At 60.3% G+C, this 23,416-nt stretch carries 25 protein-coding genes, 1 tRNA gene and 1 pseudogene; 7 read left to right on the top strand and 20 right to left on the bottom strand.

The window, feature by feature from the left end; translation table 11 throughout:
* Window positions 1–14 precede the first annotated feature (14 nt).
* Together ACP7AL_RS07905 and ACP7AL_RS07900 are read right to left on the bottom strand one after the other, a co-directional pair.
* The gene (locus ACP7AL_RS07905; RefSeq protein ID WP_425990416.1) at window positions 15–1,472 is read right to left on the bottom strand and encodes a glutamine synthetase family protein; all 1,458 of its coding nucleotides are present in this window, start codon (window positions 1,470–1,472) and stop codon (window positions 15–17) included.
* 15 nt (window positions 1,473–1,487) lie between these two features.
* Window positions 1,488–2,846, bottom strand: coding sequence for a Rieske 2Fe-2S domain-containing protein (locus tag ACP7AL_RS07900; RefSeq protein WP_425990414.1), 1,359 nt, complete (start codon window positions 2,844–2,846; stop codon window positions 1,488–1,490).
* A 442-nt stretch (window positions 2,847–3,288) separates the two neighbouring features.
* Here ACP7AL_RS07900 and ACP7AL_RS07895 point away from each other — a divergent pair, with 442 nt between their 5' ends.
* The 3 genes from ACP7AL_RS07895 (at window position 3,289) to ACP7AL_RS07885 (ending at window position 5,708) form a co-directional block, all read left to right on the top strand.
* Window positions 3,289–3,612, top strand: a complete 324-nt coding sequence (locus tag ACP7AL_RS07895) for a 2Fe-2S iron-sulfur cluster-binding protein (RefSeq protein WP_425990412.1) — start codon at window positions 3,289–3,291, stop codon at window positions 3,610–3,612.
* Complete coding sequence (locus tag ACP7AL_RS07890; RefSeq protein ID WP_425990410.1) at window positions 3,609–4,847, top strand: NAD(P)/FAD-dependent oxidoreductase; 1,239 nt, start codon at window positions 3,609–3,611, stop codon at window positions 4,845–4,847. The genes ACP7AL_RS07895 and ACP7AL_RS07890 overlap by 4 nt, the downstream gene beginning before the upstream one ends.
* Window positions 4,848–4,910: 63 nt before the next feature.
* The gene (locus tag ACP7AL_RS07885) at window positions 4,911–5,708 is read left to right on the top strand and encodes an IclR family transcriptional regulator domain-containing protein (protein WP_425991652.1); all 798 of its coding nucleotides are present in this window, start codon (window positions 4,911–4,913) and stop codon (window positions 5,706–5,708) included.
* Here ACP7AL_RS07885 and ACP7AL_RS07880 read toward each other — a convergent pair.
* Window positions 5,705–6,073, bottom strand: coding sequence for a 5-carboxymethyl-2-hydroxymuconate Delta-isomerase (locus ACP7AL_RS07880; RefSeq protein WP_425990408.1), 369 nt, complete (start codon window positions 6,071–6,073; stop codon window positions 5,705–5,707). The genes ACP7AL_RS07885 and ACP7AL_RS07880 overlap by 4 nt on opposite strands.
* A 234-nt stretch (window positions 6,074–6,307) precedes the next feature.
* On the opposite strand from ACP7AL_RS07880, the gene ACP7AL_RS07875 reads away from it, so the two are divergent.
* Entirely contained in the window at window positions 6,308–7,222 is a 915-nt protein-coding gene (locus tag ACP7AL_RS07875; protein ID WP_425990406.1) for a hypothetical protein, read from the top strand.
* 37 nt (window positions 7,223–7,259) lie between these two features.
* On the opposite strand, the gene ACP7AL_RS07870 is transcribed toward ACP7AL_RS07875, so the two are convergent.
* The 6 genes from ACP7AL_RS07870 to ACP7AL_RS07845 form a co-directional block, all read right to left on the bottom strand.
* Window positions 7,260–7,898 (bottom strand): alpha/beta family hydrolase, encoded by a 639-nt coding sequence (locus ACP7AL_RS07870; protein ID WP_425990404.1) that lies wholly within the window; start codon window positions 7,896–7,898, stop codon window positions 7,260–7,262.
* A gap of 69 nt (window positions 7,899–7,967) precedes the next feature.
* A complete protein-coding gene (locus tag ACP7AL_RS07865; RefSeq protein WP_006021643.1) occupies window positions 7,968–8,288 on the bottom strand; it encodes a non-heme iron oxygenase ferredoxin subunit in 321 nt (106 codons plus the stop codon).
* Window positions 8,289–8,333: 45 nt separating this feature from the next.
* On the bottom strand, window positions 8,334–8,747 hold the full coding sequence (locus ACP7AL_RS07860) for a Rieske (2Fe-2S) protein (protein ID WP_006021644.1): 414 nt from the start codon (window positions 8,745–8,747) through the stop codon (window positions 8,334–8,336).
* Between the two features lie 2 nt (window positions 8,748–8,749).
* Window positions 8,750–9,853, bottom strand: coding sequence for an amidohydrolase family protein (locus ACP7AL_RS07855; protein WP_425990402.1), 1,104 nt, complete (start codon window positions 9,851–9,853; stop codon window positions 8,750–8,752).
* A gap of 1 nt (window position 9,854) precedes the next feature.
* A complete protein-coding gene (locus tag ACP7AL_RS07850) occupies window positions 9,855–10,907 on the bottom strand; it encodes an amidohydrolase family protein (protein WP_425990400.1) in 1,053 nt (350 codons plus the stop codon).
* 34 nt (window positions 10,908–10,941) lie between these two features.
* Window positions 10,942–11,922, bottom strand: coding sequence for a Bug family tripartite tricarboxylate transporter substrate binding protein (locus ACP7AL_RS07845; RefSeq protein WP_425990398.1), 981 nt, complete (start codon window positions 11,920–11,922; stop codon window positions 10,942–10,944).
* A gap of 82 nt (window positions 11,923–12,004) precedes the next feature.
* Between ACP7AL_RS07845 and ACP7AL_RS07840 the strand changes: the two genes are divergently transcribed.
* Both ACP7AL_RS07840 and ACP7AL_RS07835 read left to right on the top strand, forming a co-directional pair.
* Complete coding sequence (locus ACP7AL_RS07840; protein ID WP_425990396.1) at window positions 12,005–12,817, top strand: IclR family transcriptional regulator domain-containing protein; 813 nt, start codon at window positions 12,005–12,007, stop codon at window positions 12,815–12,817.
* A gap of 41 nt (window positions 12,818–12,858) precedes the next feature.
* A pseudogene (locus tag ACP7AL_RS07835) lies at window positions 12,859–12,948 on the top strand ((2Fe-2S)-binding protein); the annotation flags it as partial.
* A 30-nt stretch (window positions 12,949–12,978) separates the two neighbouring features.
* On the opposite strand, the gene tehA reads toward ACP7AL_RS07835, so the two are convergent.
* From tehA to ACP7AL_RS07805, 6 genes are all read right to left on the bottom strand, one after another.
* On the bottom strand, window positions 12,979–13,953 hold the full coding sequence (gene tehA / locus ACP7AL_RS07830) for a dicarboxylate transporter/tellurite-resistance protein TehA (protein ID WP_425990394.1): 975 nt from the start codon (window positions 13,951–13,953) through the stop codon (window positions 12,979–12,981).
* 99 nt (window positions 13,954–14,052) lie between these two features.
* Entirely contained in the window at window positions 14,053–14,439 is a 387-nt protein-coding gene (locus ACP7AL_RS07825) for a DUF6130 family protein (protein WP_425990392.1), read from the bottom strand.
* Window positions 14,436–14,954, bottom strand: a complete 519-nt coding sequence (locus ACP7AL_RS07820; protein ID WP_425990390.1) for a cytochrome P460 family protein — start codon at window positions 14,952–14,954, stop codon at window positions 14,436–14,438. The genes ACP7AL_RS07825 and ACP7AL_RS07820 overlap by 4 nt, the downstream gene beginning before the upstream one ends.
* Window positions 14,951–15,955 (bottom strand): alpha/beta fold hydrolase, encoded by a 1,005-nt coding sequence (locus ACP7AL_RS07815; RefSeq protein WP_425990388.1) that lies wholly within the window; start codon window positions 15,953–15,955, stop codon window positions 14,951–14,953. Before ACP7AL_RS07815 ends, ACP7AL_RS07820 begins: the two co-directional genes overlap by 4 nt.
* 49 nt (window positions 15,956–16,004) lie before the next feature.
* Entirely contained in the window at window positions 16,005–16,976 is a 972-nt protein-coding gene (locus tag ACP7AL_RS07810) for an MBL fold metallo-hydrolase (protein ID WP_425990386.1), read from the bottom strand.
* Window positions 16,977–17,044: 68 nt separating this feature from the next.
* Window positions 17,045–17,974: an alpha/beta fold hydrolase gene (locus ACP7AL_RS07805; protein ID WP_425990384.1), complete on the bottom strand. Its 930-nt coding sequence runs from the start codon at window positions 17,972–17,974 to the stop codon at window positions 17,045–17,047.
* A gap of 159 nt (window positions 17,975–18,133) precedes the next feature.
* Between ACP7AL_RS07805 and ACP7AL_RS07800 the strand changes: the two genes are divergently transcribed.
* The gene (locus ACP7AL_RS07800) at window positions 18,134–19,033 is read left to right on the top strand and encodes a LysR family transcriptional regulator (protein WP_425990382.1); all 900 of its coding nucleotides are present in this window, start codon (window positions 18,134–18,136) and stop codon (window positions 19,031–19,033) included.
* A gap of 364 nt (window positions 19,034–19,397) precedes the next feature.
* On the opposite strand, the gene ACP7AL_RS07795 is transcribed toward ACP7AL_RS07800, so the two are convergent.
* The 5 genes from ACP7AL_RS07795 to ACP7AL_RS07775 all read right to left on the bottom strand — a co-directional run bounded on the left by ACP7AL_RS07795 (window position 19,398) and on the right by ACP7AL_RS07775 (window position 23,396).
* A tRNA-Lys gene (locus ACP7AL_RS07795) sits at window positions 19,398–19,473 on the bottom strand.
* Window positions 19,474–19,653: 180 nt separating this feature from the next.
* The gene (locus tag ACP7AL_RS07790) at window positions 19,654–20,244 is read right to left on the bottom strand and encodes a Spy/CpxP family protein refolding chaperone (protein WP_425990380.1); all 591 of its coding nucleotides are present in this window, start codon (window positions 20,242–20,244) and stop codon (window positions 19,654–19,656) included.
* 87 nt (window positions 20,245–20,331) lie between these two features.
* Window positions 20,332–21,660, bottom strand: a complete 1,329-nt coding sequence (locus tag ACP7AL_RS07785; RefSeq protein WP_006021650.1) for a TRAP transporter large permease — start codon at window positions 21,658–21,660, stop codon at window positions 20,332–20,334.
* On the bottom strand, window positions 21,657–22,256 hold the full coding sequence (locus ACP7AL_RS07780; RefSeq protein WP_425991650.1) for a TRAP transporter small permease: 600 nt from the start codon (window positions 22,254–22,256) through the stop codon (window positions 21,657–21,659). The genes ACP7AL_RS07785 and ACP7AL_RS07780 overlap by 4 nt, the downstream gene beginning before the upstream one ends.
* Window positions 22,257–22,394: 138 nt before the next feature.
* Entirely contained in the window at window positions 22,395–23,396 is a 1,002-nt protein-coding gene (locus ACP7AL_RS07775; protein ID WP_425990377.1) for a TRAP transporter substrate-binding protein, read from the bottom strand.
* Between the last annotated feature and the right edge of the window lie 20 nt (window positions 23,397–23,416).

Here is a 23,416-nt window from a genome sequence, read left to right as displayed (position 1 = left end):
CTGTTCGGCGCGCGTCAAAACATCTCGAAATATTCGCGCTGCTCCCATTCGGTGACTTCGGCCTGGAAGCGCTCGATTTCGGCGTTCTTGATGTGCACGTAGTAATCTACCAGTTCCGCGCCCATTGCGTTCCTGAAAAATGGATCGTCGTTCAGCGCGAAAACCGCTTCGCGCAGCGACTTCGGCAGCAGGCTGGCCTTGGTCTCGTAAGGTGTATCGGCTGACGGGCCCGGGTCAATGGCGCGGTCCACGCCATCCAGTCCCGACAGGATTTGCGACGCCATATAAAGATACGGGTTTGCCGCCGGCTCGCCGACCCGGTTCTCGAACCGTGTGGCGGGGTCCTTTGGACCGCCCAGGACGCGGATCATGACGCCGCGGTTGTCACGCCCCCAGATCGCACGATCCGGCGCCAGCGAATACGACCGGTAGCGCTTGTAGCCATTGATCGTCGGCGTCGTGAACACGGTCGCGGCACGGGCGTGTTCGAGCAACCCGCCGAGATAGCCCTTGCCGAAGTCCGACAGGAACTCACCGTCGGCGTCTGACATGAAGGCATTGCGGCCATCGGCACGGGATACCAGCGACTGATGCAGATGCCATCCTGACGACACGACATTCGGAATGCGCGGACGGCACATGAAGGTGGCGTGATAGCCGTGGCGATGACAGATCTGCTTCACCGCACTGCGGAACAGCACCATCGTATCGGCCGGATCGAGCCCGACGGTCGGCGCGAAGGTGAACTCGCACTGGCTGGGACCGAACTCGACTTCGATCGAGCGCAGCGGCAGGTCCAGCGCCACCACATCGCGCCGGATCAGTTCGAGCACCGGCTCCATCTGGTCGTAGCGCTGCTCGGTCAGGTATTGATAGCCGTGCGACAGCAGGCTGACATCCGACGGTTCGCCGGGCTGCCCGGCATGCCCGGGCTGCATCTTCGGGTCGTTGACCTTGAAGACATGAAACTCGACTTCGAGCCCGGCCATGAAATCATAACCGCGCGCGGAAAGCTTGTTCAGCACCGACTTGTAGAGACCGCGCGTTGCGAATGGCACCGCGCGACCGTCGGCGAAATGAACATCGCACAGAATCCAGCCGGTGGTCGGCGCCCAGGGCAGCACCCGGAAGGTCGTTGGGTCGGGAATCATCAGAACGTCGGCGGCGCCCTGCATTTCGGTCATCCCGAAGCCGCCGCCTGCGGTGAACACCGGAAACACCGTGCGATGCGACGTATCCTTCGCCAGCATCGTGGTCGTGATCGTGCAGCCGTTTTCAAGGATGCGCAGCGCTTCGCTCGCGACCAGGGTCTTGCCGCGCAGAATCCCGTGCTGATCGGGGAACGACAGCCGGATGGTGTCGAGTCCCTTCTCCTCGACGATCCGGCGAAGGCGGACCGCCGCTTCGTTCTGCTCCTCAGACCAAAGACGATGTCGCGCGACAAAGCTCAATGACGTTGCTTTCCCTGACATTGGCTCAGCAGATCCTTATTCGGCCGCGGTGAGATGCGGCACCTTCTCGGCGATCTCTGTCGGGATCGGTGCAGCCCACGGTGCACCGCGCCGCCGTTTGACATCGACCTCCATCCAGTAGATTTCCCAGCCGCGCGTCGGCCCGATGCCGTCCATTGTGGCCGGCCCCTGGATGCTGCGCGCATGCGCTTCATCGAGGAACAGCAGCGGCCTGCCGCCGGCAACGGCCTTCTCGATTTCCTGACGCAGCAGGCGGCGATACTGGATGATCGCCTTGTCGGACTGCCCGAGATGTTCGCGGGTCCGATTCTGGATCGCACCCATCGACTCCACCGCCCACTGGTCGTGGACGTTAATGTCGAGGCCCATGCCGGTATAGGTCTCGGTCGCCTGCTCGTGAGGATCGAAGCCGTAATCATTCGTCTTGTTGCGGCGCGATTTGTAGTCAGGCAGTTCGTAAAGCTCGAGACGCTGCTCGCGCATCTTTTTCTTGTCGACCGGCGTCGTGTAGCTGGTGAAGATCGCATACCAGTAACAGTGCGTGTCATCGACCGGGACATGCCACTGCGTGATCGTCATTTCCTGGCTCATCGGAATGACGAAGCCGTGCGGGAACAACTGATTGGTGACGCGTACATGGGTGCGCTCGTCATCGATCTGGCGCAGCGCCACCAGACGAAGGCCGTACTCGGTCTTCTCGACATTGATGATCGGGCGATCGTACTCACGAAGGATCTTGGTCATCGGCAGATCGCTGCCCGCGGAGGCGCCGCGGAATTGCTTGCCGTAGGATTTCTCCAAGTCCTCATCCTCGAAGAAGCGATGCAGAAACGAGGCGTGCGCCGGGTCGATGCCGACTTCCAGCGCCTGCAGCCAGTTGCATTCGATCAGGCCTTTGAACGCAAACGTATAGGCATCGGGCGCGACGAAGCAGTCGATCTCCGGAAACGCGGGCGGCTCGCCCTCACCGAGATAGGCCCACAGGATGCCGCCCTTCTCCACGACGGGATAGGCGCGCTGCTTGATGTTCTTGCAGAGCACCGAACCCACAGGTTCGGCCGGTGTCTCAAGGCAGTTGCCCTGAACGTCGAACAGCCAGCCATGGAAAGCACAGCGCAGGCCGCCATTCTCAAGCCGGCCAAAGGCGAGGTCCGCGCCGCGATGCGGACAATCGCGATCCATCAGTCCGTAACGGCCCTGCTCGTCGCGAAACAGAACGAAGTTCTCGCCGAGCAACTTGACCGCCCTGATGGGCCGTGGGCCCTCGAGTTCGTCGACCAGCGCCGCCGGCTGCCAGTACATCCGCAGCAGCTTGCCGGCGGGATCGGCCGGGCCGGTGCGCGTGATCAGATCATTCTGCTCTTGGCTCATCATGGCTGTTTCTTCCTTCCGGTCCCGAGACGATTTCCTGCCGAAGACGTCGATGGCCCGCGCTTGGGCCAGGTTGAAGCCGCGATGCTTCAACGATTGAAAACCTTTCCACCGCAACACGCGAGGCCCGGAGATACAAAATTGCCGCAAGCGGCAACTCCTCACCCGGCAGCACCTTTGAAGCCGGCTTTGCTTCTCAGGTTTCCTTCTCCGCGCTTCACATCTGTTCGATCAACGAACATATGTGCGATATTTGTTAGACTGTCTCCAAATTGGAAAACACGCAAGTGCAATTTGACGGCTGCGAGCGCTTATTTATGCTGCAAATGCGAAATTGAATGCTTCGAGCGGACCTGCGCGGCTCCCTCCGGCTTGATATGTTCGTTGAACGCCCATATGTTCGTTAAATGAACTTTGCATATGGCGCTCAGCAGCGGACACAGTCATGGCCCGGATCACATTCGTTCAGCCCGACGGTTCAGAGAATGTCGTGAACATCAATAGCGGGACGAGCGTCATGCTCGCCGCTATCCGCAATGGCATTTCTGGAATCGATGCAGAGTGCGGCGGCTGCCTCGACTGCGCCACCTGCCATGTCTACATAGACGAAAGCCATTCAGGCGTTCTGGCGCCACCGCAGCCGGAAGAGCTCGAGCTGCTCAGCTCCGTCGCCGCCATCCGCAAACCCACCAGCCGGTTGAGTTGCCAGTTGAAACTCCCGCCTTCGATCACAGCCCTGACCGTCCATATTCCCGGAGCGCAATCATGAGCGGCCTTGTCGTCGTGGGCGCATCGTATGCCGGCATCCAGGCCGCACTGTCGGCACGCGACAGCGGTTATGCGGAGCGCATCACGGTCGTCACCGACGATCATTTGCTGCCGTATCAGCGCCCTCCGCTGTCCAAGGATTTCCTGCTCGACAAGATCAAGCAGGATGGGCTGGTTCTTCGCGACGACGCATTCTTCAAGCTCAAGCAGATCGATCTGATTCTCGAAACGCGCGTCCATGCGATCGACCGGCGCGCGCGGCAGCTTTCGATCAACGGCAGCACGACACTGGATTTCGACAAGCTATTCATCGGCACAGGCTCCCACGCGCGGCGGCTGACCATTCCCGGCTCGAACCTCGACGGCGTGTGCTATCTGCGCTCGATCCGTGACGCGATCGACCTGAAGGAGCGGCTGCGGAATGCGGCCGAGATCGTGATCGTCGGCGGCGGCTTTATCGGCCTCGAGGTCGCAGCATCCGCCAGCAAGCTCGGCAAGAAAGTCACCGTCATCGAGAGCGCGTCCCGGCTGCTCGAACGCTCCGTCTCGCCGGTCGTCTCGCAGTTCCTGCTCGATCTGCATACAAGGCACGGCGTCGATGTGCGGCTCAACGAAGGTGTTGCAGAAATCGAGGACCGCAACGGCCTTGCCGGCGTAGTGAGAACGCGAAGCGGTGCGCGGTTGCGCGCCGATCTCGTCCTTGTGGGAATCGGGGGCGTGCCCAACGATCAACTGGCGCGTGATGCGCAGTTGAACTGCACCGACGGAATCGTTGTCGACGACCACGGCCTGACCAGCGATCCCGCTATTTACGCGGCCGGCGACTGTGCCAATCACTACAACGCCCATGCGCAGGGCTGGCTTCGCCTGGAATCGGTCCAGAATGCACAGGATCAGGCCAAGGCCGCCGGACTCGCTATCGCCGGAAAAACCGGGCCTTACGACAGCGTGCCGCGCTTCTGGTCAGATCAGTATGACGCCAAACTGCAGACCGTGGGGATATCGCGCAATTTCGACCGGCAGGCGGTACGCGGATCGCTGGAAGACGGGCAGTTCTCGGTTTTCTACTATCGCCGGGACAAACTGTGCGCCGTCGACAGCGTCAACCGCGCCGGCGATCAGATGGCGGCCCGACGGCTGATCAGCGGCGGCGTTTCACCGACGCCGGAGCAAGCCGCTGACCTCTCGTTCGACTTCAAGACGCTTTTGACAACGATCAAAGCGGTGGGTGCATAATCCCGCGAATTATGGTCTCGTCTGGCGGATCGACTCATGACCGGAAAGAACGGCCGACCGAGCATGCCCCGCGTGAAGCGCACCGCAGAGGAAGAAGAAGCCAGACGCGACGGCGGCGAGTTCATCGAGAGCCTCGACCGCGGCCTTCGGGTGCTGCAATCGTTCGGCACCGAGCATCGCCCGATGACCCTGAGCGACATCGCCAAGGCATCCAATCTGCCGCGCGCCACCGCCCGCAGAATTCTGCTGACCCTCCAGAAGTCCGGCTTCGTCGTCGGCGACGAGCGGCTGTTTTCGCTCACACCGCGTGTGCTGGCGCTGGCCTCGGCCTATCTGTCGTCAAATCAGATCGTTGCCGTCATGCAGCCGCTGATGGACGACATTTCCACGAAGGCCCGCGAAGTCTGCTCGCTCGCGATTCTGGACGGGCAGGAAGCCGTCTTTGTCGCAAGGGCCAGTCCGGCGCGGGTTTTTTCCGCCGGCATCGATATCGGCTACCGGCTACCGGCCTATTGCACGTCGGTGGGCCGCGTGCTGCTCGGCCGCCTCTCCAACGAAGAGCTAAAATCCGCGGTTGAGGCCATGACGCTGACGGCCCAGACGCCGGAAACCGTCACAGACAAATCCACCGTCATCGCCACCATCATCAGCGACCGCAGCAAGGGTTATTCGCTGGTCGACCGCGAAGCGGAGCCTGGCTTCCGCTCGATCTCGGTGCCGATTCATCGCTACGATGGCGCGGTCGTGGCGGCGGCAAATATCGGCGCACATGTCGACCGTATCACTACCGGCGAAATGATCGACCGCTTTCTTCCGCTGCTCAAGGACATGGCCGTCACGGCCAAGCCGCTGCTGGTTTAGGCCTGCCGCGCGGAGTGAGACGGACTATCGAGCAGCCGCTTCTTGTAAGCCTGCGGGTCCATATCGCGGACGTCGATGCTGATACTGGTGATGCCGGGGAGAAGCTCTGCAAGCTCCTGACGCAGCGCGATGCTCAGCCGCTCCTTCTGCTCCGGAGTTCTGCCAGCCAGCAGATATAGCGAGATGTGAAAGAACGAGCGCTCCTCTCCGGCGACAAGATAATCCGAAAATGGCAGCGCCCGGATCTTCAGATCGTCGGCCTGAACGACGCCAGTCGACGCCGCGGCATGATGAAGCCCCAGCATCACATCGAGAATCGGCGGCATATCGGGCGACGCGGAATAATGGCAGACGATGTGAGGCATGGATTTCCCTCCAGCTAGCTGCCTGAATTTGCACCTGTCTGCACGGTCGTCAATTGGCCCATGCAGGTTTCCCGGCCGGCCGCCTGCCGCGTCGCGCAAGATTCGCGACGGTTCCGCTGCCTCACAGTTTTCATGATGCTGCCTTGCTGCGGTCAAAGCGCGATGTCCCCCTTGCGCCTGCAGATCGGCCGGAAATCTCCCGCGCATCGCACCTTTCAAAATCACGGAGCGCCAATGCAATTCAAGTTGCAACACGCTGACTCGCAGACCGACGATCCGCATGATGTCATCGCTGCCCAGCTTCGCGATCTTGCGCCGCGGCTGACGCCCAATCAGTCCGAGGTTCATGCGACACCGACCGAGGTAACGGAGTCGGCCAGCGAGCCATCGGCTATCGACACTCCCCTGAACGATAACATCGTCGACGTTCGCGATCCGGTATCACGCACCGGTTTCGGCCGCGGTATGGGGCGCCTGGCGCTGATCGCATGCACCGGCTGCGGGATGGCTGCGGTCTGGTATTCCTATGGCGACGCCGCAAAGCAGAGAATCTCAGACCTCGTGCCGCAGCTCTTGGTGAGCACGCCGGCTCCCGCGCAAGACACCAAATCCGCCCAACAGCAGGATGCTGCCTCCCCGATCCCGGAATCCCAGCAGGCTGCCGCACGCGCATCAGCGCCGGAGACTGTCGCTGCGCCACCGGCCGCGCCAGCCGAATCCGCGACACCGCCATCAACACGGGCGGCGGAAGCTTCGCCGGCGCAGGCTGAACTTTCGCTCGAACTCGCGAAGTCGGTTGAAACCATGGCGCGCGAAATCGCTTCACTCAAGGAAACCGTCGAACAGTTGCAAGCTGGCCAGCGGCAACTGAGCCGCGATGTCGCGAAAGCCACAGAGCAAACAGCGCAACGCAAGCCTGTCGCACAGGCGACGAAGCCGGCCCCAGCTTCGCGGCAACCGCCCTCGCCTGCGATGTCTCGGACCTCTGCGCCTTCACCATCACATGCTTATTCGCCGAGCCCGGCTTATCCGCAAACCGCCGCGCAACGCGAAGCGTACATCCCGCCACCCGCTCCTGCGCCCGTGCAGCAACTTCCGCCGCCGCCCGGCGATACCAGCGTTCCCCGGCCACCGATGCCGCTGCGATAAAATGATAGATGCGCGTGGCTCAGAGCACTGACCGTGCTCACGACGTGATTTTTTGAGCCCAGGATGCGGCCGCCTCGCCAAGAGTCTTCAAATGATCCGCCGCGGAATGGCCTGACACGCTTTTTCGCGGCTTCAGATCGTGGTCGCCGTCTTCAAGCCAGAGAATCTCGATCCTCTTTGAGAGAGAGTACGAGGAAACCTGGTCCCTTGTTCCGAACGGGTCTCGCGTGCCCTGCACGATGAGTGTTGGCACCTTGAGATCGGCAAGATGCGCGGTGCGCAACTGCTCGGGTTTCTCTGGCGGATGAAATGGGTAACCGAGACACAGTAGCCCGGCGATTTTTCCGGACGCGTAGAGCTCATCGCCGACCATGCTGGCAACGCGGCCACCCATCGATTTTCCGCCGATGATGAGTTTGTCCGTTGCGCCGAGGGCATCGACAGCCGCGAGATACTCCGTTTTCAACAGGTCCGCGCGGGGCGGCGGCTTCCTTGTGTTCGACGTCCGCCGAGCGGCCATATAGCCAAACTCGAAGCGCACGACGCGAAAGCCGGATTGCGCGAGGACTTTGGCACTCGCTGTCATCGCAGCGGAATCCATCGCCGCGCCGGCGCCGTGCGCGAGAAGAATGGTGATGTCAGCGGCTTCGGGCCCGTCAAACAGGAACGTCGTCATCCGAACATGCCCCTGAACTGGAAAACTCGAACGTATCTTTCGCGATCGAGGCCCGCAAGACGCCGCCGGTTACTCGCTGAGCAGGACCTCGATCCGGTCATCGACCTGACGCGTCTTGTACACCTTCACATCACAGTCGACCGGTTCACACAGGGCCTTCCCCGTCTTGACGTTGAACATGCCGCCGTGCAGCGGACATTCAACGACATCGTCATCCAGGAAACCGTCCGTCAGCAGCGCCATGCCGTGCGTGCACACGTTGTCGGTGGCGAAGATCTCGCCGTTCACCTTGTAGAGCGCGACCTGAAAATTGCCGACCTCGAAGGGAAGCATTCCCCCTTCATCGATATCGGTATTCTGACAAATCGCATGCCAACCGTTTTCGCTCATCGTTTGCTCATTTTCTTATTCTGAAGGGAATGCTGCGGCAGCGGGTTACATTTCGACGAAGACCGTTGCTTCTTCCACCACGACAGGAAACGTCTCCGCCTGAAGCTCGCGCTCGGCAACCGCCGTCTCGTTCTCGACGCACGTCTTGTATTGCTTCGTGAACATGCGTTCCGGATCGCAATGCGATTTGCCTGTCTTCAGATCGAACTCCCATCCGTGCCAGGGACAACGGAGGATTTCACCGGGCCGCGAGAGTTTGTAACAGCCGGGCGTTTCAGATTCCGGCAAGCCGACGACAACGCCACGGCTGAGCTTCGCGCCTTCATGCGGGCAACGATTCAGCAGTGCAAAGAAGTCGCCACCGACGTTGAAGACACAGATTTCACGGCCGCGGATGTTCACGACCTTGTTGCTCCCCGGCGGGATTTCCTTGACGAAGGCAATACGATGTTTCGGCATGCTCAGAACCGGTAGAATTGTTCGGCGTTGTCGTGGCAGATTTGCCGCCGCTCCGCGGGCGTCAGCTTGATGTTGAAGGCGTAAGCGGGATCGTCCTGATCCCAATGCGGGTAGTCGGTGGAGAACAGCAACCGGTCCCAGCCCACCCAATCGAAGGTGCGGCGCAAGTCGTCCGGCCTGCCCGGCTCCTCCATCGGCTGGGTTGTGTACCAGAAATTGCGCTTCGCATAATACGACGGCGGATGATTCAGATGAGGGACTTCGCCACGCATCCGTTCCCACAAGCGATCCATGCGCCAGACGAAGCTGGGCACCCACGCGAAACCGATTTCCACCAGCACAACCCTGAGCTTGGGAAAGCGCTCGAACACGCCCTCAAGAATGAGGCTGCTCATGGTCGCCGGTCCGCCCATGGTGGTCGCGTAGTGCTCCTCCATATAGAATGACGGCCAGCCGCCGCCTGTCGAGGCATGACCGCCGACGCCATAGGAGTGGATGCCGAGCGGCAGGTCGTGCGCTTCGGCGGCTTCATAGATCGGCCAGTAACGCTGCCGCCCCAGCGGCTCGCTGCTGCGCGGCGCCAGCATGATCTGCACAAAGCGCCGGTCCCGCGCGCAGCGTTCGATTTCCTTCACCGCAGCAACGGGATCGTCCTGCGAAACAACAAGCGTGCCGCGCAGGCGCGATTCCTTGTCGAGCCATTCGGCCACTTGCCAGTCGTTGTGAGCCGTGGCGAGGGCTGCTGCGTAACCGAGGTTACGCTCACTTCCGACGTTCCCGAACAACGGGATGAGAATGCCGTTGATGATGTTGAACGGATCGAGATGCTGCTCGCGCATGAAGTCGAGATCGGAGCCAGGCGGACCGCCGGACGGCGGCCACGCATCGCGGCGGCAAATCAGCGGCGCCGAACGCGGATACTGTGTCGTGTTTATGAAGGGTTGCCGCAGATGCCCGCCGAACTGTTCGGAGTGCTCCTGCCATCGCTTGGGCAGAAACGGGTGGAGGCTCTTGGCGCTCTTCGGAAGCGGGTGAATATCGCAGTCGATGATGCCGGCATCCGCCTTCCTGGCGATTCCCGCTTGAGGACTCTCGATCACCGTCATGTCAGACCTCCCGGAGCCGTGCGTAGGTTTCAAATGGGTTCTCCGTGCGGAGCTTTCGCATCAGATCCGGCTGCCCTCGCAGCGGCACGGCATCGGTGCCGTCGAAATTCCAGCGAGGATAATCGGTCGAGAACAGCAGCATGTGCTCGCCGATCTGTTCGGCCAGTTCTTGAATCACTTGCGCGTCCTTGGGACCGTCGAACGGCTGCAGCGTCAGGCGCACATGCTCGGATACAATCTCTTTCGGAGACCTCTTCAGCCACGGAACTTCCATCCGCAGGCCGCGCCAGAGCTTGTCGATGCGCCACAGGAACGGCGGAAGCCATGTCACGCCAGAATCAATCAGCACAACCTTCAGCTTCGGGTATTCCTCAAACACACCCTCGGTAATCAGGCTGAGCAATTGCGTCTGCACACCGACACTCTGCGCGACTTGATCCTCGATGTGGTAGGACGGCCATCCGTTGGTCCAGGGCGCGAACCGGTAAGCCGTGCCCGCGTGAACCCCGACCGCGAAACCGTGAGCTTCCGCCGCGGCATAAATCGGCCACATCGCGCGCCGGCCGAGCGGCATGTCGCCCATGGCCATCATCGATACCTGGACAAACCGCCGGTCGGATGCGAGCCGCTCAATTTCCAGCGCGGCCTTCTCCGGGCTCTGCCAAGGCAAGACGATCGATCCACGCAGCCGTTGGTCCTTGCTCAGGAATTCCTCGGCCAGCCAATCATTCATCGCACGGCACAGCGCCACGGCGAGGTCGGCATTGTAGACCGCCTGCGCGCCATAAAGGCAGTTGCAGATGGCTATGTCAGTGCCGAACGGCTCCAGCGCCAATGTGCGGATTGTCTGCACATCGCTGCCTGTCTTCCAGTCCGGCCGCAAGGCCGGACTGATGTTCGAGATATCGCTGGTCAGTTCCAGCCGATCGATTCCACGCGTCGTCACCTGCTCGCGCCAGTAGTCGTCAAGGTACGGCGCCAGTTTCGCCGTTGTCGGCAAAGTGACGTGAACGTCACAATCGATTTTCTTCTCGGAGACCAGGGACTGAAGCATGAGCGTTCTTCCGGTTCAAAATGACAGGTAGCGGTCAGTCAGCGCTGATGCCCGCAGCGCGGATGGTCGCGCCCCACTTGTCGGTTTCCTTGCGGATAAACGCGGCAAACTCTTCCGGCGACGAGCCGACCGGCTCCGCGGCCTGCTTCCTGAACGCCTCCTGCACCGGGGGCGACTTGATCGCTTCGACGATCGCGCCGTTCAGTTTCATGATGACGTCCCGCGGCGTCCCCGCCGGCACCACGATGCCGGTCCAGCCGGTGGCTTCGTAGTCCGGCAGCCCGCTTTCGGCGATGGTTGGCACGTTAGGAAGCAGCGGAGAGCGCTTCTTGCCTGTGACGGCCAGCGCACGCAATTGACCGCTCTCGACGAGCGGCATCGTCGTAATCATGGAGTCGAACATCAACTGGACGTGCCCGCCCATGAGGTCGTTGAGCGCAGGCGCACTGCCCTTGTACGGAATGTGAGGCGCTTCGATATTGGCCTGCTTGACGAACAATTCGCCCGACAGATGCATCGACGTACCCATTCCGCCGGATGCACGATTGAGCTTGCCGGGATTCTTTCTGGCGTACTCGATCAGTTCCTTGACCGATTTAACCGGCAGGTCCGATGAAACAACCAGCATCAGGGGATATTGCACCACCAGCGAAACCGGATCGAAATCCTTGATCGGATCGAACGGCAGTTTCTTGAACAAGGTCTGGTTGATCGCGTGCGTGCCCGTTGTCGCGAACAGGAGCGTGTAGCCATCCGGCGCACTTTTTGCGACAAACTCCGCGCCGAGATTGTTCCCGGCCCCGGGCTTCGGCTCGACGATCACCGGCTGGCCGAGCGATGCCTGCATCTTCTCCGCAAGCATTTGCGCGGTGATGTGCGTGGGACCGCCCGCCGCGGCAGGTACGACGATCTTGATCGGCCGGTTCGGAAAATCCTGGGCCTGCGCGGTTGGAGCCGCCAGACAGGCCGCCCCCAGAGCCAGCACCTTCAGCAAATTAAACGATCGTCGCATCATTTCCCCTCTTTCATTGTTCGGCTGTCGAACTTATTGTCGACTATCGAACAACGATAGCCACAAGCCGAGGGGTTTGGCAACAATGACCGTGCGCGTCAGCGATCCTTGGACGGACATCTCGAAATGGCCGGGCGGCAGCGACACCTTCGTCGAAGCCTTCGCAAAAGGCCTCGCCGTCATTTCGGCGTTCGGTGATCACCGCAAGCTGACCCTCACCGATGTCGCCCGGCACACGAACTTGCCGCGGGCCGGCGCGCGCCGGCTGCTGTACACGCTGGTCACACTCGGGATGGCGCGTCAGGAGGGTGACGACTTCATGCTGACGCCGCGCATTCTCCAGTTGGGTTTTGCATATCTGTCGTCGCTGTCGCTGCGCGAGGTGGCGCAGCCAGTGATCGAGACCCTCTCCCGCAAGGTTGACGAGGTCGTCGCCATCTCGGTGCTGGACGGCGCAGACGTTCTCTATATCGCACGTGCCGAAGTCACGAGCGTGCTGCGCCGAGGACTGATCACCGGAAGCCGCATTCCGGCGTTCTGCACATCGATGGGGCGCGTGCTTCTCGCAGGACTGCCAAAAGACGAATGCTCCGCAGTGCTCGCCAATTCGGAACGCCGTCAATGGACCCGAACGACGGTGACCGATGTCCACAAGCTTGAGCAGGAAATCGAAAAGGTGCGCGTTCAGGGCTGGAGCGTGGTTACCGAAGAGCTCGAACTCGGCGCGTTCGGTATGGCCGTTCCGATCTACGGGGCTAACGGCAGCACCATCGCGGCCATCAACCTGTCCACAAATCTCGCGCGCCACTCTCCGAAGGCGCTGTTCAAGAAATTCATGCCGGATCTGAAAGCCGCGGCTGACGACATCTCGCAACATCTGATCGCATACAAGCAGTAGCCATTGCCCGGAAGATTCATGCCCGCACCTTGGATGAGATGGGCGAATTGTCCCCGTTGCAGAAGGCTTTCATCGACCACTTCGCGTTTCAGTGCGGATGCACGGCGGGGTTTCTGAACGAAGGACAGGTTTGCTCGGGGCGCGGAAAGATCTGTCTTGAGTCAGGGCGTAGCGGGTTTAGTCGCGGACGGTGCGGCGAATAAACGGCCGCGGATAATCAACCACACCGTTCCGAGCGCGATCGCAGCCACGCTGATATTTGCCAGCGCAAACAGAACATAGGCCAATGGAAGCATTAGTTCGTCCGCTCCACGCTCGACAAACCTTAGTCCATCAAAAGCCATCGCCGTTAGGCCGAACGTGAACGCCCAATAGGACGCGGCAAACGGTTGCTCCATAATCCAAGGAAGAAGCCGGGCAAGAATAAGAGCTTGTAACAGTCCATATCCCAGCAGACCCTTTGCAATTATATCTGGTGATCCTGAGGTAAGAGAGAGGTAAGCCGAACACCCGACGACAGCCGGCGCCAACTGAATGCCTAACGTCGGCCGCAGCGGAGGAATAAGCGGCGCATGTACGTACAGTCGGTGCATCAGCACTGATTCCAGCGCCATCCACGCCAGCACGCCCGCTCCGAAGAAGATTGCTGCCAGGTCCCCCAATCCAAAAGCAGCTGCAAGATTCGCGGATACAAAATTTCCAGCTACGGTCGGCAAATATAGAACGGGGGTCGTCGTCAGTGGATCGCGCCCGCCTGTCCACAACTGACCGGTTCGGTAGACGGCGAATCCCAATTGTCCCAGGCCACCGATGATACCGAGTATCACCGCTGTGCTATGACTGTAGGGTAGCAGGGCCAGAGCTATGAGCATTGTTGCGACAGGAAATAGTCCGAGGAAGCAGCATTGAACCGGATGCTCGAATTCGCTCTGAGCTTCCGCACGGCGCCAGATCCACTTCGCCACGTAAAGTATAGCGAGCAGCGCCCAAACCCCTACGGCCAACATCATGATGGATTCGCCAATCAAAGCTGAGACACCCCAGATTCGATGAGCCACGCGCCAGCAACCTCCAAGGCCCACAAGGCCGAGCACCATGCCGAAGAACGACGCGGGAATGCTTAACGCTCTGCCCATACCAAACGTCCTCATTGTCATTGATTGAACGGCAAAGAATGACTCCAGATTGGACCGGCCGTCGGCCCGGTCGCAATTTGTCGCAGCACCGCGATTTTTTCAATGCGCGGCCGACCGTGCTGGAATATGGAAGTTTACGGTTTTGCTGTCGATCACACGATGCGTCGGATCCGCGAGTTCGATCAGCAAGCGATGGGCTCCAGGGTCGAGACCCTGGACGATCAGCTCTCCACTTGCATCGACCCAATGCCAATTCGCATCGTCGAGCGTGACGTGGACATGTCCGAGGCGCGGCACCACCTGGAGTGCGCCGGCGCCGTAGACTGGAGCGATGCGCAGATTGTCGGCGCGGTACTGCAGAACAAGAAGGCCGCTGGCTAGCGCCTCCCCGAGCGGCGGCGAGACGATAAGGCGTGGCGGCGGCTGTTCAGCTGGCTTGGCGATTGCCGGCAAATCGAACTCATCAGGATGGTGCTCGTCTGTCACCGTGCAAACCGTGTAAACACAAAGTCATGATCTTTCACGTTGGCCTGGTGGCAGCCAAAACAGGTCTCGTGTTGCGCCCGGTCCACCGCTTTGCCGTCGATGAAGCGGCCAAAGCCCCAGCCACCAGTTGAGGTATATTTTTTCGAGTCCTTGACCATGATCTGCACCGTTGTGGTGTGGCCCGGCACGAAGGCGCCATTGAACTCGGCCGACGGCACTTCTTTCCAGGCAAGTTTTGCCAACATGGCGCCATCGGGGAAAGGCAGCGTGCCCTCGCTATAGGCCTTAATCGCGACAGCGTTGCCAAGAATGCCGCGAAGCTCGACGAAGCCTGCCTCGCGTGATGGCGCTATCAATTCCCACTGCCTGTATCCTGCAGGGATTTTGACGCCGAAGATCGGTGAGCTGTCATCTTCGGCGCCCGCCGTAGTGAAAGGCGCGGCCGTGGCAATGAAGATCGCGGCGGCGGCCACGCTCAACAGAACTGCAATTTTTCTCGCGGCATGGCCCTTCATGACCGCACCTTGCGCCTCAGGAAATCGCGGATCAGCGGTACCATCTCATCAGACTTGTCCTCGAGCGCAAAATGCCCGGTGTCGATAAGGTGGAATTCGACTTTGGGAAGGTCACGCTTGTAAGGGTACGCACCATCGGCGGGGAAAATCTTATCGTTCTTACCCCAGACAATCAGCGTTGGCGGCTGGTACTTGCGGAAATAGGCCTGCACTTTCGGATAGAGCGGCAAATTGGTGCGGTAGTCGTAAAACAAATCCATCTGGATCTCGGCATTGCCTGGCCGGTCCAGCAGCGCTTGATCCTGCACCCAGTTGTCGGGCGCAACGCGGGTCACGTCGCTGACGCCGTCGGTGTACTGGAATTTGGTGATTTCGGGCGTGACCAGCTTATAGAGCGCCTTACGGTGCTCGTCCGAATGATCCGACCAGTACGCCTTGATCGGATCCCAGAATTCCTTGAGACCTTCGTCATAGGCGTTGCCGTTCTGCACAATCAGCGCCGTCACTCGATCGGGATGCTTGAGAGCAAGACGCCAGCCCACCGGCGCGCCGTAGTCCATGACGTACATGGCGTACTTTTTAACGCCGAGTTGATCGAGCAGACCGTCAACCAACTCCCCAAAGCGATCGAAAGTGTAGGAAAATTTCGTGCGGTCTGGCATATCGCTCTGACCATAGCCAGGATAATCCGGCGCAATCACATGATAGCGGTCGGCGAGTTCAGGGATCAGGGTGCGGAACATGTGCGAAGAGGTCGGAAAGCCGTGCAACAGCAGCACGACTGGCGCGTCGGCAGGCCCTGCCTCGCGGTAGAAGATTTTGATGCCGTCGACGGTCTTGTAGCGATGATGGGTAACGATCGGCGCCTTGACGGCTGGCGATGTTTTCGCGGCGAACGCTTCCAACGGATAAGCGGCACCGGCTACTAGTAAAGACACGCCGAGAAAGAAACGCCGGCGGTCCAGAACGACGCGTGTGTCGGTCAGCTGAACAAACGTCATCGAAGTCTCCGGATTCAAGATGATAAATCAATCTGCCTGATGTGTGTGGTCACACGCCCTCGTAAACCAGCCGGGTAAAGAAGCCGGGATCAATGACGAAGTTGCCGAATTTGGCATCGAAAGCCGCGGTTGGTTTGACAGCAACGGTCTCGTCGCGCGAGCGACCCTGTTTCTTGAGCGCGGCGACGTTGTCACGAATGGCAACAAGCATGTCGCGCCATTCCTTGAGTTCGGCCCTGTTGCTGACCGGCTTGCCGTGACCAGGGATGATGATAGTGGTGTCCTTCGCCGCGGCAAGATTGGCGTCGCAGGCCGCAATCGTCCCGTCGATGCTGCCGCCAGTCGAATAATCGATGAACGGATAAATTCCATTCCAGAAGGTGTCACCGACATGCATGACATCAGCCTCAGCAAAGGTGACGGAGATATCGCTGTCGGTGTGCGCAGGCCCGTAATACTTCAGCGCGAGTGTCGCGCCGTTGAGCTTAAGGCTGCGCTCGCTGGCAAACACTTCGCTGGGAATGCCGCCCGGCGGTAGTGCCAGAAAATTATAGTCCCAGTCCTCAACGCGCTTCACTTCGGACAGATATTTTCGGGTATTCTCCTGGGCAATAATCTTGGCGCCCGCGGCATTGAGCCAGGCATTGCCGTCGGTGTGGTCGAAGTGCCAGTGCGTATTGACGAGATGCGTGATCGGCTCCGGCCCGAGATCGGCGAGCGCCTGGCTCATGCGCGACCGCGAAACGCCGATGCCGGCATCGATCAACACCTTGCCGTCGGGACCAGTGAGCACGGCAATATTGCCGCCGGAGCCTTCGAGCACGCTTATATTGTTGCGCAATTTATGGGTAACGATCGGCGAGACGGCAGCGCTATCCTTGATCAGACTGACCAGGCCGCGCGCTTCGGCGTAAGCCTGGCGCGGCGAAAGCCAGCCGCCGGTCGCAACGAAGGCGGCACCGCCGACGCAGCAGAGGCAAAAGCGTCGCCGCGATAAAGAATGCTGGTCTGACAATATCATAGCGTTTTTGCTCCGTTGCTCGAACGACCGGTCGCTTAAACCCATTGCCGCGAGCGCCGTGACCGCCGTCATGAACTCGCGCCTTTAACGAACGCCAGCAGTTCGTTATTAAATTTGTCCTTGTGAGTGGTGGTTAGCCCATGCGGCGCGCCGGGATACACCTTTATCGTCGCTTTCTTGATCATCTTCGACGACACCAGCGCCGTGGTCGCAATCGGCACGTTCTGGTCGTCCTCGCCGTGCACGATTAGCGTCGGCACGTCGAACCGCTTGAGATCTTGCGTGAAGTCGGTTTCGGCAAATGCCGTGACGCCGTCGTAGGAGGCTTTCAGGCTAACCTGCATGCACCAGAGCCAGAAAGCGTCCTTGATTCCTTGCGATACTTTCGAGCCGGGGCGGTTGGCGCCGTAGAACGGTCCATCGCCAAGATCGCGATAGAATTGCGCCCGGTCGCCAGTGACGCTGGCACGGATATTGTCGAATACTTCAACGGGTACGCCGTGAGGATTGGCTGGCGTCTTCTGCATCAGTGGCAGGATCGCTGACACCATCACAGTCGAGGCAACACGTGCTGTACCGTGCCTGCCGATGTAACGCGCAATATCGCCTGCGCCGGCCGAGTGACCGACCAACGTTGCTGCCTTGAGATCAAGCGCGCCGATCAGCGCCGCGAGGTCTTCCGCAAAAGTGTCATAATCATTTCCTTGCCACGGCTGGCTCGAACGGCCATGACCGCGTCGGTCGAACGCGATGCAGCGGAAACCGCGCGCCGCCATGAAAACCATTTGGTCGTCCCAGGCGTCGGCGTTGAGCGGCCAGCCATGGCTGAAAATAATCGCTGGGCCCTTCCCCCAGTCCTTGTAGTAAATCTGAGTGCCGTCTTTTGTCGCGATCACGCCCGCCCCAACCGGCGGACCACTCGCGCCTTTGGGGTCCGTGGTGGCCGTGGTGTTGGGGAGAACCGCCAGCGTTGAGGCGGTGGCCAAGCCACCAAACATGACGATGTGCCGTGAGGAAGCACTAACATCGGCGCAATGATGGTCCGGACTTATCATCCAAGGCCTCCCACTAATTCCCGCGTAGCGCGTTGCGAGGCAACCGGGCAACCCATATGATCGAGAAGGAAGTTCTCAGTTTATGGGAAGGGCCGAAGTCCAATGGACCGCTTGGAGGCGATGTCAGTGATCATCGCCGTGACCGACACCGGCAGCATCTCCGCCGCGGCGCGTCGTCTGGGCTCGCCGGTTGCGACCGTCAGCCGTAAAGTTGCCGAGCTTGAAACGCGCCTGAAAGCTCAGTTATTTCAACGCTCGTCACGACGAATGACGCTGACCGACGCTGGACGGTCTTACATTGATGCCTGCAAACGCATCATCGAGCAGGTGGAAGACGCCGAGCGCGAAGTGTCCGGCGAATACCGGATTCCCAAAGGGGATCTGGTTGTGACCGCACCATGGGGCTTGGGGCACACCCATCTGCTGCCGATCGCGGTGGAATTCCTGGAGACCTATCCAGATATTTCTCTGCGACTTTTACTGACAGACCGCATCGTCAGCACTGTCGCGGAGGACGTCGATGTCGCCATCCGGGTGGGCGTCCTTCCAGACAGCAGTATGATCGCAACCCGCATCGGCTCGATACGCATCGTGGTCTGCGCCAACACTGCATACCTGGCGGCTTATGGACGACCTCAGAAACTCAGCGATCTAAAGAATCACAACTGCATCACCATCGACGAGAACGACACGCCAACATCGTGGAAGTTTGTGCAGGGCAGGCGCCCAACAATCGCGCCAATCCGGTCTCGGCTGTGCGTAAACACATCGGAAGCTGCCGTCCTGGCGGCCATCGAAGGCGCCGGCCTCACCCGGGTGATGTCATACAAGATGGATGCAGCCAAGCGCTCGGGAAAGCTCGACGTGGTGCTCGAAAAATTTGAGCCGGAACCACTTCCGGTGCATGTCATCTACGCGCCCCGAAAACCGGTGCCGCTCAAATTACGAGCCTTTCTCAATTGGGTCACACCGCGCCTCAAGGCGCGGCTTGCCCTAACCTGAACGTCTGCTTCGGATCATAAGCAGACCTGCTCAGATCGAATGTTATGGAATGCGGAACGTGCGTACGCGTCAATAGCGGGCACTAGCGCGCGGCGCGGCGGAGTGCCCCTTCGTTCTTACAGTTGCAGGCCAGTTCGACTTCTTTGCGCACTTGCTCTTTTTGGCTTCTTTACCGTTGTCGTGCGCGAAGAAATCCAGATCGCCGGGAACGGAATTTTCGGAGGCAGAAACCGGAGGTCAAAAGTGGCCATTGCTCCCGGCCTGGCTCCGAAGAGACCGGAAACATGCATTTCCGACGCAATAAATGCGCCAGAAACGGCCCTTTTCAAATCGACCTCGGGATTGGCGGTTTGAGAGGAATGGGTGGTGGGCGCACCAGGGCTCGAACCTGGGACCCGCTGATTAAGAGTCAGCTGCTCTACCAACTGAGCTATGCGCCCGGATCCAATCCGGATGTCCGTTGAGGACGGCGTCGTTTAGCAAAGCGAAACGGCCATGTCCAGCAAGGTTGCAGTGTTTTCCCGGCCCCTGAGGCAATGGAAAACCAGATGGTTCCGGATACGAAAAACCGCCGGAAATCTGGCGGTTTTTGTTGGCGCGACAGGCTTTCAGCCGATCCTTCAGAGGCGCTCGGAGCCGCCGGTGCCGCGATCACGGTCAGGACCGCGATCCCGGTCGAATCGGTCATCGTCCAGCCCGCGCTCGAAGCCCCGTCCGCGCCAGCCGTGATGACCGCCCATGCGGGTCAGCACCGCCAGCCGGCGCTTCTGGCCGTCGTTGAGGCTCTTGTAGAGCGGGTCAGCCGCATCAGCGATCTTCTTCAGGCCGGCAGCGGTCTCTGCCATCCTGTCGGCCCGGTCGCGCAAACGGGCCACCGGATCGCGGGTCTGATCGGCTGTTGACGGCTTGCTGTCTTCGGACCCCTTCTGATCCCGTTCCGCACGGCGCGCATCACGCTCGCTGGCGCGCGCATTGGCCATCGCAATCCGCTGCTTGGCGAAATCGCGGACCGCTGCCTCGACCGGCGGCCACATCTTTTCCTGATCCGGCGTGAGCTGAAGACCGGCCTTCACCGCCGCGATCTTCGCATCGACGAAGGCCGCCCGGTCTTCCGTGCTCATGCGCTGATGATGATGGCGATGCTGTGCGTAGACGGCGGTCGATCCGATAATAGCAACCGCCGCGACGCCGGCGAGGATAGCTTTTTTCATGGGGGCATCTCCGGGTGAAACTTCCCCGAAGATGACAGCCGCTGTCGCGCTTTCAACTTAAGCTTTGGACAGCTAGGTGAACGCGCATTAATTCAGCATCCCCAACGTTCGCGGCAGCCACAGCGAGATTTCCGGCACGAAGGTCACGACCACCAGGAACATCAACATTGTCAGCAGCCACGGCCATACCGCGATCGTGAGCTCGGTGATGCCCATTTTGGCGATGCCGGACGCGACATAGAGATTGAGGCCCACCGGCGGGTGGCACATGCCGACCTCCATGTTGACCACCATCAGGATGCCGAGATGCACCGGATGAATGCCGAGCTTCACCGCGATCGGAAACAGGATCGGCGCGGTGATCAGCACGATGGAACTGGCTTCCATCACGTTGCCTGCGACCAGCAGCAGGACGTTGACGAAGATCAGGAAGGTGACCCAGTTGACGCCCTTCTCCAGCATCCAGGCGGTGAGCTGCTGCGGGATCTGTTCGCTGGTCATCAGGAACGAGAACAGCACCGCGTTGGTGATGATGTAGAGGATCATCGCACTCATGCTGGCCGAGCCGAGCAGAACGCGGGGTACATCCCTGATCGTCAGGTCCTTGTAGACGAACACGGCGATGATGAACGCATAAACCGCGCTCATGGCCGCAGCTTCCGTCGGCGTGAACAGGCCGGCGTAAATGCCGCCGAGCACGATCACGATCAGCAGCAGACCCCAGATGCATTCACGGAATGCCTTGAACCGTTCGACCCATGTCGCGCGGGGCAGCCGCGGATAGTCGAACTTCCATGCGCGGTAGACCGTTGTCAGGCCGAGCAGCGAGGCCAGCATCAGTCCGGGGATCACGCCCGCCATGAACAACTGCCCGACGGAGGCCGATGTCACGCGTTCGCCGCCGGGACCAAAGGCAACGCTGCCGCCCGTCGCCACCGCATAGATCACCATCACGATGGACGGCGGAATCAGAATACCGAGCGCGCCCGATGTGGTGATGACACCCGCACCGAAGCGCTTGGGAAAGCCCTGCGCGACCATTGCCGGCATCAGGATCGAACCGATTGCGATCACGGTCGCAGGCGACGAGCCTGAAATGGCAGCGAACAGTGCGCAGGCCATAACGCCCGCGAGGCCGAGGCCGCCATACCAATGCCCGACCATCGAGGTCGCGAAATTGATCATGCGCTTGGCGACGCCGCCGTGGGTCAGGAAGTTACCGGCAAGGATGAAGAACGGGATCGCCATGATCTCGAAGTTCTCGATGCCGGTGAACAGTTTCAACGCCACCGCTTCGATCGGCACGCTGGTCAGGAAGAACAGGAACGTCAGAACCGTCAGGCCGAGTGCGATCGAGATCGGCATGCCGGTCAGCATCAGGGCGATGAGAAGCGCGAAGATAAACAGCGTGGTCATCGGACGCCCTCCGGCGTCGGACCAATCGCGGTATCGACCTCGATGCCCTCGACATGGGTGTGATCGTGATGCGGTAGATCGCCCGTGCGCCAGTAGGCAAACGCGACTTGCAGGAAGCGGAAGCACATCAGGTAAGAACCCAGCGGGATGCAGAGATAGACGATCCAGCTTGGCAGTTCGAGATCTGGCGAGGTCTGATCGGTGTGCGACAGGCCGTAGACGAAACTGGCGCCCATGGTGCCGATGATGCCAGTGAACAGCGCGCCGCAGAGCAGTCCAAACAGGATCGTCCACTTGCGCCATTTCGGACTGAGGGCCAGCACCAGAACGTCGACACCCACGTGAATGCCCGTGCGCACGCCGTAGGCCGCGCCGAACTTCGCCATCCACACGAACATGTAGATGCAAAGCTCCTGCGCCCAGGACAGATGAATCTTGCTGAGGAACACGTAGGCGGGCACCGCGCCGGGCCAGCTGCGATGGTTGACCACGAAATCCGTGGTGTAGCGATGGGCGACGGCAACAAAAATCACCACCGTCGCGGCCGCGATCAGCGTTGCAATCAGGGTTTCCTCGAGACGATCGAGGATGCGCATGAATGATTTCAAGTTCGTCCCCACCCGCAGCGGCCGCGTCTTCGCGCGTTCCGATATAGCCGATGCCCCGCGTCACCTTATCAGACGGGCGTGGCCCGGGTCGAATCCCGGACCACTTATCCTATCGCGAAAACCGCCTTAGTTGGTCTTGGCGTTGGCTTCCTTCTGGAACGCCGCGATCAGATCCTTGCCGACGCGCGAAGCCATCTCCTGAGTCACCGGCTCGAGGGCCTTCATCCACTCGGCGCGCTCTGCGGGTGTCAGTTCATAAAAGGTCGTGGTTCCGGCCTTCTTCATCGCCGCGATGGCATCGTCGTTTTCCTTCTGCGAGATGTCGTTCGCAAATTCGGTCGCCTCCGCCATCGCCTTCTCGACCTGCGGCTTTACGTCGGCAGGAAGGCCATCCCAGAACTTCTTGTTCACGATCACCGCGTAGCCGATGTAGCCGTGGTTGGAGAGCGTGGCGTGCTTCTGCACTTCGTGCATCTTCTGGGTGTAGACGTTCGACGGTGTGTTCTCGTTACCGTCGACGACGCCGGTCTGCATCGCCTGATAGACTTCCGAGAACGCCAGCACCTGCGGAATGGCGCCAAGCGCGCGCATTTCGGCTTCGAGAACCTTCGACGACTGGATGCGCATCTTCAGGCCCTGAAAGTCGGCGACCTTATGCATCGGCTTGTTGGCCGTCATGATCTTGAAGCCGTTGTCCCAGTAAGCGAGACCCGTGATGCCTTTCGGCTCGAGCTTCGCCAGAAGGCTTTTGCCGATCGGGCCCTTGGTGATGCGTCCGAGAGCCGCCTTGTCCGGAAGGATGTAGGGCAGATCGAACACCTCGAATTCCTTCACGCCAAGCGGGCCGAACTTGGCAAGCGACGGCGCAAGCATTTGGACTGCGCCGAGCTGAAGCGCCTCGACTTCTTCCTTGTCCTTGTAGAGTTGCGAGTTCGGGTAGACCTCAACCTTCACCTTGCCGTTTGTGTACTTCTCGGCGAGTTGCTTGAACCTCTCGGCGCCCTGCCCCTTCGGCGTATTCGGCGCGACGACATGGCTGAACTTGATGACGATCGGCGATTGCGCCGTGGCGGGGCCAACGAGCGCGAGCACTGCGACTGAGGCCGCAGCCAGAATGAGTTTTTTCATGTTTCCTCCCGGAGGCTTGG

This window comes from Afipia sp. DC4300-2b1 (assembly GCF_049895725.1).
Taxonomy (GTDB): domain Bacteria; phylum Pseudomonadota; class Alphaproteobacteria; order Rhizobiales; family Xanthobacteraceae; genus Afipia; species Afipia broomeae.
This window is presented reverse-complemented; position numbering and strand designations above follow the sequence as displayed.